At 70.6% G+C, this 15,550-nt stretch carries 9 protein-coding genes and 1 pseudogene; 9 read left to right on the forward strand and 1 reads right to left on the reverse strand.

Translation table 11 applies throughout. The features are described from left to right. Positions 1 to 217 (forward strand): annotated as a pseudogene (locus tag BZL64_RS41450) (Rv3654c family TadE-like protein); the annotation flags it as partial. A 319-nt stretch (positions 218 to 536) separates the two neighbouring features. Here the strand turns inward: BZL64_RS41450 and BZL64_RS29750 are convergent. Continuing rightward, positions 537 to 3,068, reverse strand: a complete 2,532-nt coding sequence (locus BZL64_RS29750) for a DEAD/DEAH box helicase (protein WP_244205546.1) — start codon at positions 3,066 to 3,068, stop codon at positions 537 to 539. Between the two features lie 81 nt (positions 3,069 to 3,149). Between BZL64_RS29750 and bldG the strand changes: the two genes are divergently transcribed. From bldG to tmk, 8 genes are all read left to right on the forward strand, one after another. Next, positions 3,150 to 3,491 carry an anti-sigma factor antagonist BldG gene (bldG, locus tag BZL64_RS29755; RefSeq protein ID WP_086772256.1) on the forward strand — a complete coding sequence of 114 codons (342 nt, stop codon included), beginning with the start codon at positions 3,150 to 3,152 and terminating at the stop codon, positions 3,489 to 3,491. A 110-nt stretch (positions 3,492 to 3,601) separates the two neighbouring features. After that, a complete protein-coding gene (locus tag BZL64_RS29760; protein WP_086772257.1) occupies positions 3,602 to 4,033 on the forward strand; it encodes an ATP-binding protein in 432 nt (143 codons plus the stop codon). A gap of 328 nt (positions 4,034 to 4,361) precedes the next feature. Further along, complete coding sequence (locus BZL64_RS29765) at positions 4,362 to 6,767, forward strand: sodium-translocating pyrophosphatase (RefSeq protein ID WP_086772258.1); 2,406 nt, start codon at positions 4,362 to 4,364, stop codon at positions 6,765 to 6,767. A 193-nt stretch (positions 6,768 to 6,960) separates the two neighbouring features. Further along, on the forward strand, positions 6,961 to 7,560 hold the full coding sequence (locus tag BZL64_RS29770; protein WP_086772259.1) for a small secreted protein: 600 nt from the start codon (positions 6,961 to 6,963) through the stop codon (positions 7,558 to 7,560). Between the two features lie 28 nt (positions 7,561 to 7,588). Further along, positions 7,589 to 9,106 carry a DUF7059 domain-containing protein gene (locus BZL64_RS29775; RefSeq protein ID WP_086772260.1) on the forward strand — a complete coding sequence of 506 codons (1,518 nt, stop codon included), beginning with the start codon at positions 7,589 to 7,591 and terminating at the stop codon, positions 9,104 to 9,106. A gap of 522 nt (positions 9,107 to 9,628) precedes the next feature. Then, entirely contained in the window at positions 9,629 to 9,826 is a 198-nt protein-coding gene (locus tag BZL64_RS29780; protein ID WP_086772261.1) for a hypothetical protein, read from the forward strand. A 281-nt stretch (positions 9,827 to 10,107) separates the two neighbouring features. Next, entirely contained in the window at positions 10,108 to 12,975 is a 2,868-nt protein-coding gene (topA, locus tag BZL64_RS29785) for a type I DNA topoisomerase (protein ID WP_086772262.1), read from the forward strand. 124 nt (positions 12,976 to 13,099) lie between these two features. Continuing rightward, positions 13,100 to 15,550: dTMP kinase (gene tmk, locus BZL64_RS29790; RefSeq protein ID WP_086772263.1), on the forward strand; the 2,451-nt coding region annotated here is incomplete at its 3' end.

A 15,550-nucleotide genomic window follows, 5' to 3' on the forward strand; every position in this document is an offset into this window, starting at 1 on the left:
CCGTGCACCCTGCGCCCGCGCGGACCGGCTGGCGCGGGCGCAGGGTGCACGGCTGGTGCGGTGCGTGGTCGTGGGGGAGGTGTCGGACGTGACGGCGGCGGCGGGGCGAGGGCCGTTCACAGTCGAGGTGAGGGCACGGGCGGGGCCTGGTGCACCGGCACCGGTGCCACCGGTGGTGTCGGACACACCGTCGCTGGTGCCGGAGACGGGCGGCTGACCGGGATCGCGTCGCCTCGCCGTCAGCCGCGCCCAGGGCCATGCGCTCGTCGGCGACTCGCCCGGCTCTCGGACCACTTGGGGCGCCGAGCTTCTTCTCGCCCCAAGTGGTCCCCGCCGTCGACAACTGGTCAGGTTCCGTCGATCAACTGGTCAGGTTCCCCGGAGCGGACCCATTCGCCCTGGCCGGGCCGCATCCCTGCAAGCGCCGCTCGCCACGTCCCTGAGCGCCTCACAGGGCCCCTCCAGCCTCCGTGGCCCGGTCATCGCCACAGCCCGCTCCTACGCCCCCGCAGCCTCCTCCTGTGCACCCCACCCCTTCAGCCCTCTACTTCCTTCCCCCGCTCCTCCGACTCCTCCGCGTCCACCGTCCCGGCGGCCTTCACCACGGCGTCGTCGTCCTCCTCCGGCGCTCCTCGCAGCAACTCGGTCAGGAGTCTGATCGCGCCTCTCTTGTGCAAGGGATCGTTGCCGTTGCCGCACTTGGGGGACTGGATGCAGGACGGGCAGCCGGCCTCGCACTCGCAGGAGGCGATGGCCTCACGGGTGGCGGTCAGCCAGGAGCGGGCCGTGTGGAAGGCGCGTTCCGCGAAGCCCGCGCCGCCGGGATGGCCGTCGTAGACGAAGACCGTGGGGAGGAGGGTGTCGGGGTGCAGGGGGATCGAGACGCCCCCGATGTCCCAGCGGTCGCAGGTGGCGAAGAGGGGCAGCATGCCGATGGACGCGTGTTCCGCGGCGTGCAGGGCTCCGCCGAGGATCTCGGGGTTGATGCGGGCGGCGTCCAGTTGGTCCTCGGTGACCGTCCACCACACGGCACGGGTGCGCAGCGTACGAGGAGGGAGATCGAGCTTCGACTCGCCCAGTACTTCACCGGTGATGACACGGCGACGCAGGAAGGAGACCACCTGGTTGGTGACTTCGACGGAGCCGTAGCACAACCGGCCGTCGCCCCAGGGGATTTCGACGTCCGTCTCCAGGACGGCGATCGCTGTCGTGTCGCGGGCGACCGTCGAATACGGCGGGTCGGCCTCCTCGACGAGAGCCGCCGAGTCCTCCAGGTCCAGCGACCGCACCAGGTAGGTGCGGCCCTGGTGCAGATGAACCGCTCCCTCGTGGACGGTCGAGTGTGCGGCACCCTCGTCGACCGTGCCGAGCAGTCGGCCGGTGCCGGACTCGACGATCTGGACCGGCCGGCCGCCCCCGCCGCGGATGTCGGTGAGGTCGGCGGCACGCTCGCGGCGGGTCCAGTGCCAGGCCTTCGTGCGGCGGCGCAGCAGCTTCGCGGCCTCCAGCTGCGGGAGGAGAGCCTCGGTCTCGGGTCCGAACAGCGCCAGGTCGGCCTCGGTGAGAGGGAGTTCGGCAGCGGCCGCGCACAGGTGCGGGGCGAGTACGTAGGGGTTGTCGGGGTCGAGGACGGTCGATTCCACCGGGCGGTCGAACAGGGCCTCCGGGTGGTGGACCAGGAAGGTGTCCAGCGGGTCGTCGCGGGCGATCAACACGGCCAGCGCGCCCTGTCCTGACCGTCCCGCCCGTCCCGCCTGCTGCCACAGCGAGGCGCGGGTGCCCGGGTATCCGGCGATGAGGACGGCGTCCAGGCCGGAGACGTCGATGCCCAGTTCGAGTGCGGTCGTGGCGGCCAGGCCGAGGAGTTCACCGGAGTGCAGGGCCTGTTCGAGGGCGCGGCGTTCCTCGGGGAGGTAGCCACCTCGGTAGGCCGCGACACGCCGGGCCAGCGAGCGGTCGATCTCGGCGAGGCGCTCCTGGGCGATGAGGGAGATCAGCTCCGCGCCGCGCCGGGAGCGGACGAAGGCGACCGTACGGACGCCCTGGACGGCGAGGTCGGTGAGCAGGTCGGCGGTCTCGGCGGTGGCGGTGCGGCGGACGGGAGCGCCCTTCTCGCCCCGCATCTCGGTGAGCGGGGGTTCCCAGAGGGCGAACACCAGTTCACCGCGGGGTGAGGCGTCGTCGGCCACCTCGACCACCGGGAGGCCGGTGAGGCGGCCGGCTGCCACCGAGGGCTCGGCGGCCGTCGCGGAGGCCAGCAGGAAGACGGGGGAGGCGCCGTAGCGGGCGCACAGGCGGCGCAGACGGCGCAGCACCTGGGCCACATGGGAGCCGAACACACCGCGGTAGGTGTGGCACTCGTCGATGACGACGTACTTCAGGGATCTGAGGAAGGAGGACCAGCGGGGGTGGGACGGGAGGATCCCGCGGTGCAGCATGTCGGGGTTGGTGAGGACGTAGTTGGCGTACTGGCGGATCCACTCGCGTGCCTCGACCGGGGTGTCGCCGTCGTACACGGCCGGGCGTACCGCGGTGCCCAGGGGTTGTGAAAGTTCCTTCACGGATCGGCACTGGTCCGCTGCCAGGGCCTTGGTGGGCGCGAGGTAGAGCGCGGTGGCGCCGCGGCCGTTCGGGGCCTGTGAGCCGTCCAGGAGGGCCGACAGGACCGGCACGAGGTATGCCAGCGACTTGCCGGAGGCCGTGCCGGTCGCGACGACCACCGACTCGCCGTCCAGGGCGTGCTCGGCGGCGGCGGCCTGGTGAGCCCAGGGGTGCTCGATGCCGCAGGCTTGCACGGCCGCGATGACCTCCGAACGAATCCGGTCAGGCCAGACGGCATGGCGACCCGCGCGCGGGGGCACATGCTCCGTATGAGTGATGCGCGACGCCCGGCTCGGTCCCGGGGCGAGCCGGTCCAGGATCTGGCCCGGCGACAGGCGGGACGCGGGCTGCGCCGAGGGTCGATCGGATCGGTGATTCTTGGCCATCGGCACCGAGTGTGTCACTGGCGTGACGGACAATGGAGCCAAGGCGTCGTGCACGCCTGCCGGTAAGTGATTGAATGCCATCGCGGCTGGCGTACCGTCCCGGGGGCTCCTGCCCAGGTGTTCCGAGGGACGACCGCTCGATAGCAAGGTGCTGGAGGATCCGTGGACCTGTCCCTGTCGACCCGTACCGTCGGCGATCGTACGGTCGTCGAGGTCGGTGGCGAAATCGACGTATATACCGCGCCCAAGTTGCGCGAGCAGCTGGTCGAGCTGGTGAACGATGGCAATTTCCATCTTGTCGTCGATATGGAGGGCGTGGACTTCCTCGACTCCACCGGACTCGGCGTGCTGGTCGGTGGCTTGAAGCGGGTGCGTGCCCATGAGGGCTCGCTGCGCCTGGTCTGCAACCAGGAGCGCATTCTGAAGATCTTCCGCATCACCGGTCTGACCAAGGTGTTCCCGATTCACACCTCGGTCGACGAAGCGGTCCCAGCCACCGACTGACACACTCCGTCCGGGCCCTTGTGGCCCGGACGGCCCAGTTGAACTCCGGGGTACCGGGCTCTCGGCAGCCCGGCCCCCCGACAGCACGCCCGTAGTTCCGAGGGGGATGCATGGCCACCGTTGAACTCCGCTTCAGCGCGCTGCCCGAGCACGTCAGGACCGCCCGGCTGGTGGCGGCGGCGGTGGCGCGCAGGTCCGGAGTGGACGAGGCCGTGCTCGACGAGGTCAGGCTCGCCGTCGGCGAGGCCTGCACTCGTGCCGTCGGACTCCATCAGAGCGGCGGCATCACCGCACCGGTGAAGGTGTCGCTCATCGAGGAGGAGAAACAGTTCTCCATCGAGGTGGGGGACGAGGCCCCGCGGATCGCACCCGGTGACCGGGTGCCGGGTTCCGGCGGCATCGACGTGGACGCCGAGGAGGACGAAATGGGCCTCGCGGTCATCAGCGGCCTCGTCGACGACGTGGAGGTCACCGCCGGCGAACACGGCGGGCTGATCCGTATGACCTGGCCGACGACTCCGCCGGCCACGGCGCTCGGCTGACCCCGGCGTCACCCGTCCGGTCCCACCGGACAGACACGTACCCGAAGGGCCCCACTCCGGTGGGGCCCTTCGGCATGTGCGCAGGTGCGAGGGCGCGCTTACAGTGGTCCCAGGAAGTGAATCTTGAAGAAGTAAATCTTGTCGCGCGGGGAAGTGAATCTTGCCGCGAATTAGTGAATTCGTTCACGAACGACAATGCCTCGGAAGCATTACTGTGACGGATTTGCGCGCGAAGGCAAATTCCGTTTACCGCCCACTGTTTTGATCAGGTTCCGGTACCTACAATCCGTCCACATCTTGAGCTCAGCCCAAGCGTCAAGGAGGACGAATGGCGGGGCTTTCTACCCCTCATCGGTTGGACCACTCCACAACCTTCGCGGCCGCAGTGCTGACCGACGGCAACCGACTCCTCGTGGTGGTCATCGGGGTCGTCGCACTGGCCGCGCTCGTGGTCGCGGGCGTGCTGCTGCGCCAGGTGCTCGCGGCGGGCGAGGGCACCGACAGCATGAAGAAGATCGCGGCGGCGATCCAGGAGGGCGCCAACGCCTATCTCACCCGGCAGTTGCGCACACTCGGCGTATTCGCCGTCGTGGTGTTCTTCCTGCTCATGCTGCTGCCCGCGGACGACTGGAATCAACGCGCCGGACGATCGATCTTCTTCCTGGTCGGCGCGGTGTTCTCGGCGGGTACCGGCTATATCGGCATGTGGCTCGCCGTGCGCAGCAATGTGCGTGTCGCCGCGGCGGCCCGGGAAGCGACTCCGGCGGAAGGCGAACCGGAAAAGGATCTCACCGCCGTTTCGCACAAGGCGATGAAGATCGCATTTCGCACGGGCGGCGTGGTCGGCATGTTCACGGTGGGGCTCGGTCTGCTCGGCGCTTCCTGCGTGGTGCTGGTGTACGCGGCCGACGCGCCGAAGGTCCTGGAGGGCTTCGGTCTCGGCGCGGCGCTCATCGCGATGTTCATGAGGGTCGGCGGCGGCATCTTCACCAAGGCCGCCGACGTCGGCGCCGACCTGGTCGGCAAGGTCGAGAAGGGCATCCCGGAGGACGATCCGCGCAATGCCGCGACCATCGCCGACAACGTGGGCGACAACGTCGGCGACTGCGCGGGCATGGCGGCCGACCTCTTCGAGTCGTACGCCGTGACGCTGGTCGCCGCGCTGATCCTCGGCAAGGTGGCCTTCGGCGACGCCGGACTCGCGTTTCCGCTGCTCGTGCCCGCGATCGGTGTGATCACGGCCATGATCGGCATCTTCGCGGTCGCGCCGCGCCGCTCCGACCGCAGCGGCATGTCCGCGATCAACCGGGGCTTCTTCATCTCCGCGGTGATCTCGCTCGTGCTGGTCGCCGTGGCCGTGTTCGTCTATCTCCCCGCGAAGTACGCCGACCTCGACGGCGTCACCGACGCGGCGATCCAGGGCAAGAGCGGCGACCCGCGCATCCTCGCCCTCGTCGCGGTGGTGATCGGCATCCTCCTGGCCGCCGTCATCCAGCAACTCACCGGCTACTTCACCGAGACCACGCGCCGCCCGGTGCGCGACATCGGCAAGTCCTCGCTCACCGGCCCGGCCACCGTCGTCCTCGCCGGAATCTCCATCGGCCTCGAATCGGCCGTCTACACGGCCCTGTTGATCGGCCTGAGCGTGTACGGGGCGTTCCTGCTCGGCGGCACGTCCATCATGCTGGCGCTGTTCGCGGTGGCCCTGGCCGGCACCGGCCTGCTCACCACGGTCGGCGTGATCGTCGCGATGGACACCTTCGGACCGGTCTCGGACAACGCTCAGGGCATCGCCGAGATGTCCGGCGATGTGCAGGGGGCCGGCGCTCAGGTGCTCACCGACCTCGACGCCGTCGGCAACACCACCAAGGCCATCACCAAGGGCATCGCCATCGCCACGGCCGTGCTGGCGGCGTCGGCGCTCTTCGGGTCGTACCGCGACGCCATCACCACCGGTGCGCACGACGTCGGCGAGAAGCTCTCCGGGGACGGCGCGCCGATGACGCTGATGATGGACATCTCGCAGCCCAACAACCTGGTCGGCCTGATCGCGGGCGCGGCGGTCGTCTTCCTGTTCTCGGGACTGGCGATCAACGCGGTGTCGCGGTCGGCGGGTTCGGTGGTCTACGAGGTGCGGCGGCAGTTCCGGGAGCGGCCCGGAATCATGGACTACAGCGAGACGCCGGAGTACGGCAAGGTCGTCGACATCTGCACCAGGGACGCTCTGCGGGAGCTGGCCACGCCGGGACTGCTCGCGGTGCTGGCGCCGGTCTTCATCGGGTTCACGCTCGGCGTCGGCGCGCTCGGCTCGTTCCTCGCGGGCGCGATCGGCACGGGCACGCTGATGGCCGTGTTCCTCGCCAACTCCGGCGGCGCCTGGGACAACGCCAAGAAGCTCGTGGAGGACGGCCACCACGGCGGGAAGGGCAGCGAGGCCCATGCGGCGACCGTCATCGGCGACACCGTCGGTGACCCCTTCAAGGACACCGCGGGACCTGCGATCAACCCGCTCCTGAAGGTCATGAACCTGGTGGCGCTGCTCATCGCGCCCGCGGTGATCCAGTTCAGTTACGGCGAGGACGAGAGCCTCGGCGTACGGATCGCGATCGCGGTCCTCGCGCTCGCGGTGATCGTCGGCGCGGTCTACGTCTCCAAGCGGCGCGGCATCGCCATGGGGGACGAAGGCGACGCCGACGAGTCGGCCAAGTCGACGGATCCCGCGGTGGTTTCGTAGGAGCTGGGTCGAGCTCGCAGATCAAAGGGCGGGCGGACGGCGCGTGTTGACGCGTCGGCCGCCCGCTTGCTGTGTGTGGGCCATGGCCGTGAGCCTTCTCTCTCTTGGTTCAAACAGTCATAAATATATGTAAAGCGGATATCGCGTCTGGGGTTGTCACCTGGTCGGCGTGTATGTTCCGGGGCCGAGAGCCATGGAAGGGGCCAAACCGGTGAACAAGAAGCTCGCGGCCGCACTGTCCGGCGGTGCGGTACTCGTGGTGGCGCTGTCGGGATGCAGCGAGGAGAAGGACAACAAGGAGCTGGACGCCTGGGCCAAGCAGGTCTGCCAGACCGTCCCGGCCCAGCAGGCGAAGATCGTGGCCGCCTATGACGCGCTGGCGAAGGTTGCCAAGAACGGCGCGCCGGAGGACCTCCAGAAGACCGACTCCCAGGCCTTCCAGGACCTGTCCGACGGCTTCAAGGGGCGCGCGACCGCGCTCAAGAGCGCCGGTGCGCCTCCGGGCGTCGAGGGCAGCGCGAAGAAGCAGCAGGACGCCGTCCAGAAGCTCACGGTCCTCTCCGACTCCTACGCCGACCTGAAGAAGCAGGTCGACGCGCTCGACACGAAGGACCAGGGGAAGTTCGCCACCGGTCTGGACGACGTCTCGAAGCAGATGAAGGACGTCTCCCAGCAGTACAAGGGCGCGGTCGCCGCACTGCGGAGTCTGGAGCAGGGCGAGGTCAAGGAGGCCGTGGCCAAGCAGGCCGGCTGCAAGAAGGCCGCCGCGTCCGCGTCGGCCACCGACAGCTGAGCCGGTCACGGAGGGACACAATGGGGGCGTGAGTAACGCCACCCAGTCCCCCCTGCCCTCCGCCGGCCACCCGGACGTCGCCGCCAGGCTGCGCGAGGCCCTGCTCGCGGCCTCCTTCACCGCCGACGGTCTCCTCGATCTGCTCGGCGCCCCCGCCTACGCGGCCCTCGCGCGCAGCGAGACCGTGCCGGCGCTGCGCGCGACCCGCGGGGACACGCCGCTGGAGACCCTTGTCCGTCTCTTCCTGCTCCAGCAGCCGGTTCCCCACGCGCGCGTGGAGCACGTGCTGCCCGTGCACGCGTGCGTGGAGACCGGCTGGCTGACGCGCGCGGGCGAGGACGACGTCGCCGCCACCGTCGACGTCCGGCCCTTCGGCGGCCCGGACGGCGAGGACTGGTTCATCGTGTCCGACCTGGGCTGCGCCGTCGGCGGGGCCGGCGGAATCGGCAGCAGCGCCGAGGGCGTCGTCCTGGGCGTCGGCGGGGCGTCCACGACGCTCGCCGGGATCACCGTCCGCACCCCCGTCTCCGCCGCCCTGGACCTCGGTACCGGCTCCGGGATCCAGGCGCTGCACGCCGCTCGGCACGCCACGCGCGTGACGGCGACCGACCTCAACCCGCGCGCCCTGCACATCACCGCGCTCACCCTGGCACTGTCCGGCGCGCCCGCCGCCGAGCTGCGCGAGGGCTCGCTGTTCGAACCCGTCCGCGACGACGAGACGTTCGACCTGATCGTGTCCAACCCGCCGTTCGTCATCTCGCCCGGCGCTCGGCTGACGTACCGCGACGGCGGGATGGGCGGGGACGATCTGTGCCGCTCGCTCGTTCAAGGGGCGGGGGAACGGCTGAACGTGGGCGGGTTCGCGCAGTTCCTCGCCAACTGGCAGCACGTCGAGGGGGAGGACTGGCAGGACAGACTCAGGTCCTGGGTGCCGCGCGGCTGCGACGCGTGGATCGTGCAGCGCGAGGTACAGGACATCACCCAGTACGCCGAGCTGTGGCTCAGGGACGCCGGTGACCACCAGGGCGACCCGGCGGAGTACCGCGCGCGGTACGACGCGTGGCTCGACGAGTTCGAGGCGCGCAAGGTGAAGGCCGTCGGCTTCGGCTGGATCACCCTGCGCAGGACCGGGTCCGACGAGCCCACCATCACCGTGGAGGAGTGGCCGCACCCCGTCGAGCAGCCGCTCGGCGACACGGTGAGGGCCCACTTCGAGCGCGTCGACTATCTCCGCGGGCACGATGACGCGGCCCTGCTCGCGGCGAACTTCAGGCTCGCCGCGGAGGTCGTGCAGGAGCAGGTCGGGCTGCCCGGAGCCGAGGACCCGGAGCATGTCGTGCTGCGCCAGAACCGTGGCATGCGCCGGGCGACCAAGGTGGACACGATCGGGGCGGGGTTCGCCGGCGTGTGCGACGGCTCGCTGAGCGCGGGCCGGATCCTGGACGCCATCGCGCAGCTCGTCGGCGAGGACCCGGTCCTGCTGCGCGACCGTACGCCCGCGCAGATCCGGTTGCTGGTGGAGCAGGGGTTCCTGGAGCCTGCCTGAGAGCGAAACAGGCCAACATCCTTCCCGTACCGGTGCGTCACAGCCTCTTACCGGTGCCTCACGACAGGACGCCCGTAAAACCGCCCGCACGCATTGCGAAAAGGCGGCGGGAGCGGTGAGAGAAGGATGCGAGAGAAGGATGTGGGAGAAGAACGACGGGAGAGAACCGCACGGGAGAACACGTCACCGGACGACCGAGATCCGCGGCGCCGAATTCGACGTGGTGCGGGCGCTCACCCCGTTCCGGATGGCACGCCGCCCGGTTCGCTGCCGGTTCGCCGGATGGTTGCCTGCCCGGTTCGCCGGACGGCGACGACGGCCGCGTGCCAGGCGTGGTGTGAGCCCCGTCGCATGGGCCGCGCGTGCCGGACGCCAGCGCCCGGCGCCGTATCGCCTGCCGGTGGCCCGCCGACCCCGCTGATAGGCCCGGCGTTCACCTCGGGTTCGTCCGGTCGCCGTCCGTGCGTGTCAGTCTCCCGGCGACGGGACAGGCGCGGGTGGAGAAAAGGGGCGCGGGCGATCATGGAGAGTGGGCCGGCGATCTTCGCCGGAATGATGTTCGCGCTGTTCGGAGGCGGTCTGCTGGTGTGGACCGCGGTACGCATGCGGCAGCGGCAGCCCGTCGCCGACGGTGTGAGCCCTGTCGCATCGGCGACCGTCGCGACGCTCGCCGCGGTCGCCGCGCTGGCCGTCGGCGCGTGGTGCTTCACCCGCCTCTGAACCGTCCCCGGGGATCTTGCCCGGACCTTGTGAGAACTGCGCCCGGGGATCGGAGCGGATAATTGAGAGGCGCCGCTCCGGGGAGGCGAAAAAGAGCCGGTGGACACTCCGGGCGGCAGGAATGGCGGTAGTCGGGTTACCGTTCGAGTGGCCGTTGCGGGCTTTTCCCGTTTGACACGGGGGCGGGATGTACCGTCACACTCCGCAGCGTCAGCATGACCCGACCCCGGGAGCCAAGGCCTGGGGAGACACCCCAGCGTCGACCGGAGAGAAGAGCGAAGTTGTCCCCGACCAGCGACACCGCACACGGCGGCCGCCGACTCGTCATCGTCGAGTCGCCTGCCAAGGCGAAGACGATCAAGGGCTATCTCGGCCCCGGCTACGTCGTCGAAGCGAGCGTCGGGCACATCCGCGACCTCCCCAACGGCGCCGCGGAGGTGCCCGAGAAGTACACCGGCGAGGTGCGCCGCCTCGGGGTGGACGTCGACAACGACTTCCAGCCCGTCTACGTCGTCAACGCCGACAAGAGGGCCCAGGTCAAGAAGCTCAAGGACCTGCTGAAGGACTCCGACGAACTCTTCCTGGCCACCGATGAGGACCGCGAGGGCGAGGCGATCGCCTGGCATCTCCAGGAGGTGCTCAAGCCCAAGGTCCCGGTCAAGCGGATGGTCTTCCACGAGATCACCAAGGCCGCGATCCAGGCCGCCGTCGCCAACCCGCGCGAGCTGAACCAGAAGCTGGTCGACGCCCAGGAGACCCGCCGCATCCTCGACCGCCTCTACGGCTACGAGGTCTCGCCGGTCCTGTGGAAGAAGGTCATGCCGAAGCTGTCGGCGGGCCGTGTCCAGTCGGTCGCGACCCGACTTGTGGTGGAACGGGAACGTGAGCGCGTCGCTTTCCGTTCAGCTGAGTACTGGGACCTGACGGGCACTTTCGCGACCGGCCGTGCGGGGGACGCGTCGGACCCGTCGTCGCTGGTCGCCCGCCTCCAGACCGTCGACGGCAGGCGGGTCGCGCAGGGCCGCGACTTCGACTCCCTGGGACAGATCAAGAGCGCGAACACCCTTCACCTCGACGAGGCCAGTGCCCGCGCGCTGGCCGCCGCCCTGGACAGCACCCGGTTCTCGGTGCGGTCCGTCGAGTCGAAGCCGTACCGCCGCTCGCCGTATGCCCCGTTCCGTACGACGACGCTTCAGCAGGAGGCCTCGCGCAAGCTCGGCTTCGGTGCGAAGGCGACCATGCAAGTGGCTCAGAAGCTGTACGAGAACGGCTTCATCACCTATATGCGTACGGACTCCACGACCCTGTCGGAGACGGCGATCACCGCCGCCCGCGCCCAGGTCACGCAGCTGTACGGCGCCGACTACCTGCCGCCGCAGCCGCGCACGTACGCCGGGAAGGTCAAGAACGCGCAGGAGGCGCACGAGGCGATCCGCCCCTCAGGTGATCGTTTCCGCACCCCCGCCGAGACCGGCCTTACCGGCGACCAGTTCCGTCTGTACGAGCTGATCTGGAAGCGGACCGTCGCCTCCCAGATGAAGGACGCGACCGGTAACAGCGTCACGGTGAAGATCGGTGGCACCGCCACCGACGGCCGCGACGTCGAGTTCAGCGCCTCCGGCAAGACGATCACCTTCCACGGCTTCCTGAAGGCCTACGTGGAAGGCGCCGACGACCCGAACGCCGAGCTGGACGACCGCGAGCGTCGTCTCCCCCAGGTCGCCGAGGGCGATGCGCTCGGCGTCGAGGAGATCACGGTCGACGGGCACGCCACCAAGCCCCCGGCCCGCTACACCGAGGCCTCGCTGGTCAAGGAGCTGGAAGAGCGCGAGATCGGCCGCCCGTCGACGTACGCGTCGATCATCGGCACCATCCTCGACCGCGGTTACGTCTTCAAGAAGGGCACGGCGCTCGTCCCGTCCTTCCTCTCCTTCGCCGTGGTCAACCTCCTGGAGAAGCACTTCGGGCGGCTCGTCGACTACGACTTCACCGCCAGGATGGAGGACGACCTCGACCGCATCGCCCGCGGTGAGGCGAAGGCCGTGCCGTGGCTGAAGCGTTTCTACTTCGGCGAGGGCGCGGCGGGTCCGGCCGTCGGCGGAGCCGCCGAGGCGGGCAACGGCGACGGGGACCACCTCGGTGGCCTCAAGGAACTGGTGACCGACCTGGGCGCGATCGACGCGCGCGAGGTCTCGTCGTTCCCGGTGGGCAACGACATCATGCTGCGCGTCGGCCGATACGGCCCGTACGTCGAACGCGGCGAGAAGGACGCGGAGAACCACCAGCGCGCGGACGTGCCGGAGGACCTGGCCCCCGACGAGCTGTCCGTCGAGTACGCGGAGGAACTGCTCGCCAAGCCGAGCGGCGACTTCGAGCTGGGCGCCGATCCGTCGACGGGCCACCAGATCATCGCCCGTGACGGCCGCTACGGCCCCTACGTCACCGAGGTGCTCCCCGAGGGCACCCCGAAGACCGGCAAGAACGCCGTAAAGCCGCGTACGGCCTCGCTGTTCAAGTCGATGTCGCTGGACACGGTCACGCTCGAGGACGCCCTCAGGCTGATGTCGCTGCCGCGTGTCGTCGGCACGGACGCCGAGGGCGTGGAGATCACCGCGCAGAACGGCCGCTACGGCCCGTACCTGAAGAAGGGCACGGACTCGCGGTCGCTCCAGACCGAGGACCAGCTCTTCACGATCACGCTCGAAGAGGCGCTGGAGATCTACTCCCAGCCCAAGCAGCGCGGCCGGGCCGCGGCCAAGCCGCCGCTGAAGGAGCTGGGCGAGGACCCGGTCAGCCAGAAGCCGGTCGTCGTCAAGGACGGCCGCTTCGGGCCGTACGTCACCGACGGGGAGACCAACGCGACGCTGCGTTCCGACGACAGCGTCGAGGAGATCACCCCCGAGCGCGGCTACGAGCTGCTCGCCGAGAAGCGGGCGAAGTCGCCCGCCAAGAAGACGGCGAAGAAGGCACCCGCGAAGAAGGCGGCGGCGAAGAAGGCCGCGCCGGCCAAGAAGGCGGCTGCGAAGAAGACCGCCGCGAAGACGACCACGGCCGCGAAGAAGACCACGACCAAGACCGCGGCCAAGGCCACGACGAAGAAGGCGACTGCTTCCAAGGCGACCGCTTCGAAGGCGGCTGCCGAGGACTGAGCCGCGCCGCGGTTCCCCGGTACCGGATCACAAAACGCACGCCCCGGCATCACTTTGATGTCGGGGCGTGCGTACGTATGGACGGGCGCTCCGGGCTGTCAGTCGCTGCCGATAGGCTGAAAGCATGACGCGAGCCGAGCAGCCAACGGCCCACCACCCGGCCCCGGACGACGCCCTGGTGGTGGACTCCCGCGAGCGCGCCGTGCGCGCCCTGTTGCGTGAGCCCCAGCTGAGGCGCCTGTGGAGCGCACAGTTGGTGAGCGGCGTCGGCGACGCCCTCGCCCTCCTGGTGCTGGTCCTCCTCGCCCTCCAGGCGGCCATCGCCGAGGGCTCCTTCGGAGGCGGCTACCGGGGCGTGGCGTTCGCGGTCGCGATCGTCTTCGCGGTCCGGGTGCTCGCCACCGTGCTCTTCGGTGCCGTCCTCCTCGGCCCGCTGACCTCCCTGACCTCGCCGGACGGCCCGCTGGACCGCCGCTGGACCATGGTCGGCGCGGACGGTGTGCGGGCTGCCCTGCTGCTCGTCGCGCCCCTGTGGATCGACTGGATGCCCGACGACGCGCTGGCGCTGCTGCTGGTCACCGTCTTCGTGACCGGCGTGGCCGAGCGGTTCTGGACGGTCGCCCGCGAGAGCGCCGCCCCCGCGCTGCTGCCCGCCCCGCCCCTGGAGGGCGCGACCGTACGGCCACTGCCCGACCACATGGACGCCCTGCGCCGGCTGTCCCTGCGGACGACCTTCCTCGCGATCCCGCTGGCGGCAGCCACCCTGGTCGTCGCGGCCCTGTTCAACAACCTCCTGGGCGCCGGCATCGACTGGTTCGGCCAGCACCAGGCGGCCCTCGCCTCGTACGTGGCGGGCGGGCTGTTCGCCGGTTCCTTGTCCGTCGCGGTCTTCCTCGACCTGCCCGGCACCCGCACCCCGCGCGCGCGATCCCCGCTCGAGGGCTTGCGCCGCCCGCGGACGGCCGCCGGTGTCGAAGCGGGCCGCACGGGCGTCATCCCGGTCCTGGTGCTGGCCTGCGCGGCCGTGGCCGGGGCGATCGCCGCAGCCGTCGCCGTGGCGGTGCTGCACGCCAAGGACCTCGGCGGCGGCCCGGTGACGTACGGCCTGCTGGTGCTCGCGCTGACCGGCGGGGTCGCCGTAGGCGTCCGTACGGCGCCGAAGGTGCTGGTGACGCTGTCGCGGCGTCGGCTGCTCGCGCTGGCGATCGCCTTCACCGGCGTGGCCCTGCTCGCGGCCGGGCTGGTCCCGGACGTCACCACCGTGCTGCTGATCACGGCCCTGGCCGGCGTCGGCGCGGGCGTCGCCGCCAACACCGGGCACGCGTTGCTCGACCAGGAGACCGAGGACCAGCGCCGCACACGCGTCACGGAGCACCTGCACGCGGTCGTACGGGTCCTGGTGGCGCTCGGCGCCCTGATCGCCCCGCTGGTGGCTGCGCTCATCGGGCCGCACCGCCTGGAGAACGGCAAGTTCGTCTTCGCCCACGGCGGCGCCGCGTTCACGCTGATGCTGGTCGGCGCGCTGCTGCTGCCGGTGGCCGCGCTGGTGCTCGCCAAGGTCGACGACCGTTCCGGCGTTCCCCTGCGCAACGACCTGCGGGACGCGCTGCTCGGCGGCGACGACCCGGAGCAGGCGCCGATGCCGACCGGCTTCTTCATCGCCCTGGAGGGCGGCGACGGCGCCGGGAAGTCCACCCAGGCCGAGGCGCTCGCCGACTGGATCAGGGCCAAGGGCCACGAGGTCGTCCTCACCCGCGAGCCGGGGGCCACGCCCGTGGGCAAGCGGCTGCGGTCGATCCTGCTCGACGTCTCCAGCGCCGGTCTGTCGCACCGCGCGGAGGCGCTGCTGTACGCCGCGGACCGCGCGGAGCACGTCGACACCGTCGTGCGGCCCGCCCTGGAGCGCGGCGCGGTGGTCATCACCGACCGGTACATCGACTCGTCCGTGGCCTACCAGGGTGCGGGCCGCGACCTCTCCCCGACCGAGATCGCGAGGATCTCGCGCTGGGCGACGGACGGGCTCGTACCGCATCTGACGATCCTGCTGGACGTCTCCCCCGAGACGGCCCGCGAGCGGTTCACCGAGGCGCCGGACCGACTGGAGTCGGAGCCCGCCGAGTTCCACACGCGCGTGCGCTCCGGTTTCCTCACGTTGGCCGCCGCCGACCCCGGCCGCTACCTCGTCGTCGACGCCGGCCAGGAGCCGGAGGCCGTCACCACCGTGGTCCGCCACCGGCTCGACCGGATGCTGCCGCTCTCCGAGGCCGAGATCAAGGCCCAGGAAGAGGCGCGGAAGAAGGCCGAGGAAGAGGCCCGCCGCAAGGCCGAGGAGGAGGCTGCCCGCAAGGCCGAGGAGGAGCGCCTCGAGCGGGAGCGCGAGGAGCAGCTCGCCAAGCTGCGGGCCGAGGAGGAGGAGCGCAAGCGCCGCGAGCTGGAGGAGGCGCAGCGCCGCGAGGCCGAGCGGCAGGCGGAGGAGGCCCGGCTGCGCGCCGAGGAGGCACGCAGGCGGGCGGAGGAGGAGCGCGTGCGGCTCCTCGCGGAGGAGAAGGCCCGCGCCGAGGAGGAGGCCCGCCGC

Origin of the sequence: Streptomyces bobili, assembly GCF_002154575.1 — a bacterium.
Classification (GTDB): domain Bacteria; phylum Actinomycetota; class Actinomycetes; order Streptomycetales; family Streptomycetaceae; genus Streptomyces; species Streptomyces bobili.

Excerpts from the sequence above, each read along its gene's own strand:
- BZL64_RS29750 (WP_244205546.1), bottom strand. The coding sequence starts at position 3,068 with ATGGCATTCAATCACTTACCGGCAGGCGTGCACGACGCCTTGGCTCCA.
- BZL64_RS29760 (WP_086772257.1), top strand. The coding sequence starts at position 3,602 with ATGGCCACCGTTGAACTCCGCTTCAGCGCGCTGCCCGAGCACGTCAGG.
- BZL64_RS29765 (WP_086772258.1), top strand. The coding sequence starts at position 4,362 with ATGGCGGGGCTTTCTACCCCTCATCGGTTGGACCACTCCACAACCTTC.
- BZL64_RS29770 (WP_086772259.1), top strand. The coding sequence starts at position 6,961 with ATGGAAGGGGCCAAACCGGTGAACAAGAAGCTCGCGGCCGCACTGTCC.
- BZL64_RS29780 (WP_086772261.1), top strand. The coding sequence starts at position 9,629 with ATGGAGAGTGGGCCGGCGATCTTCGCCGGAATGATGTTCGCGCTGTTC.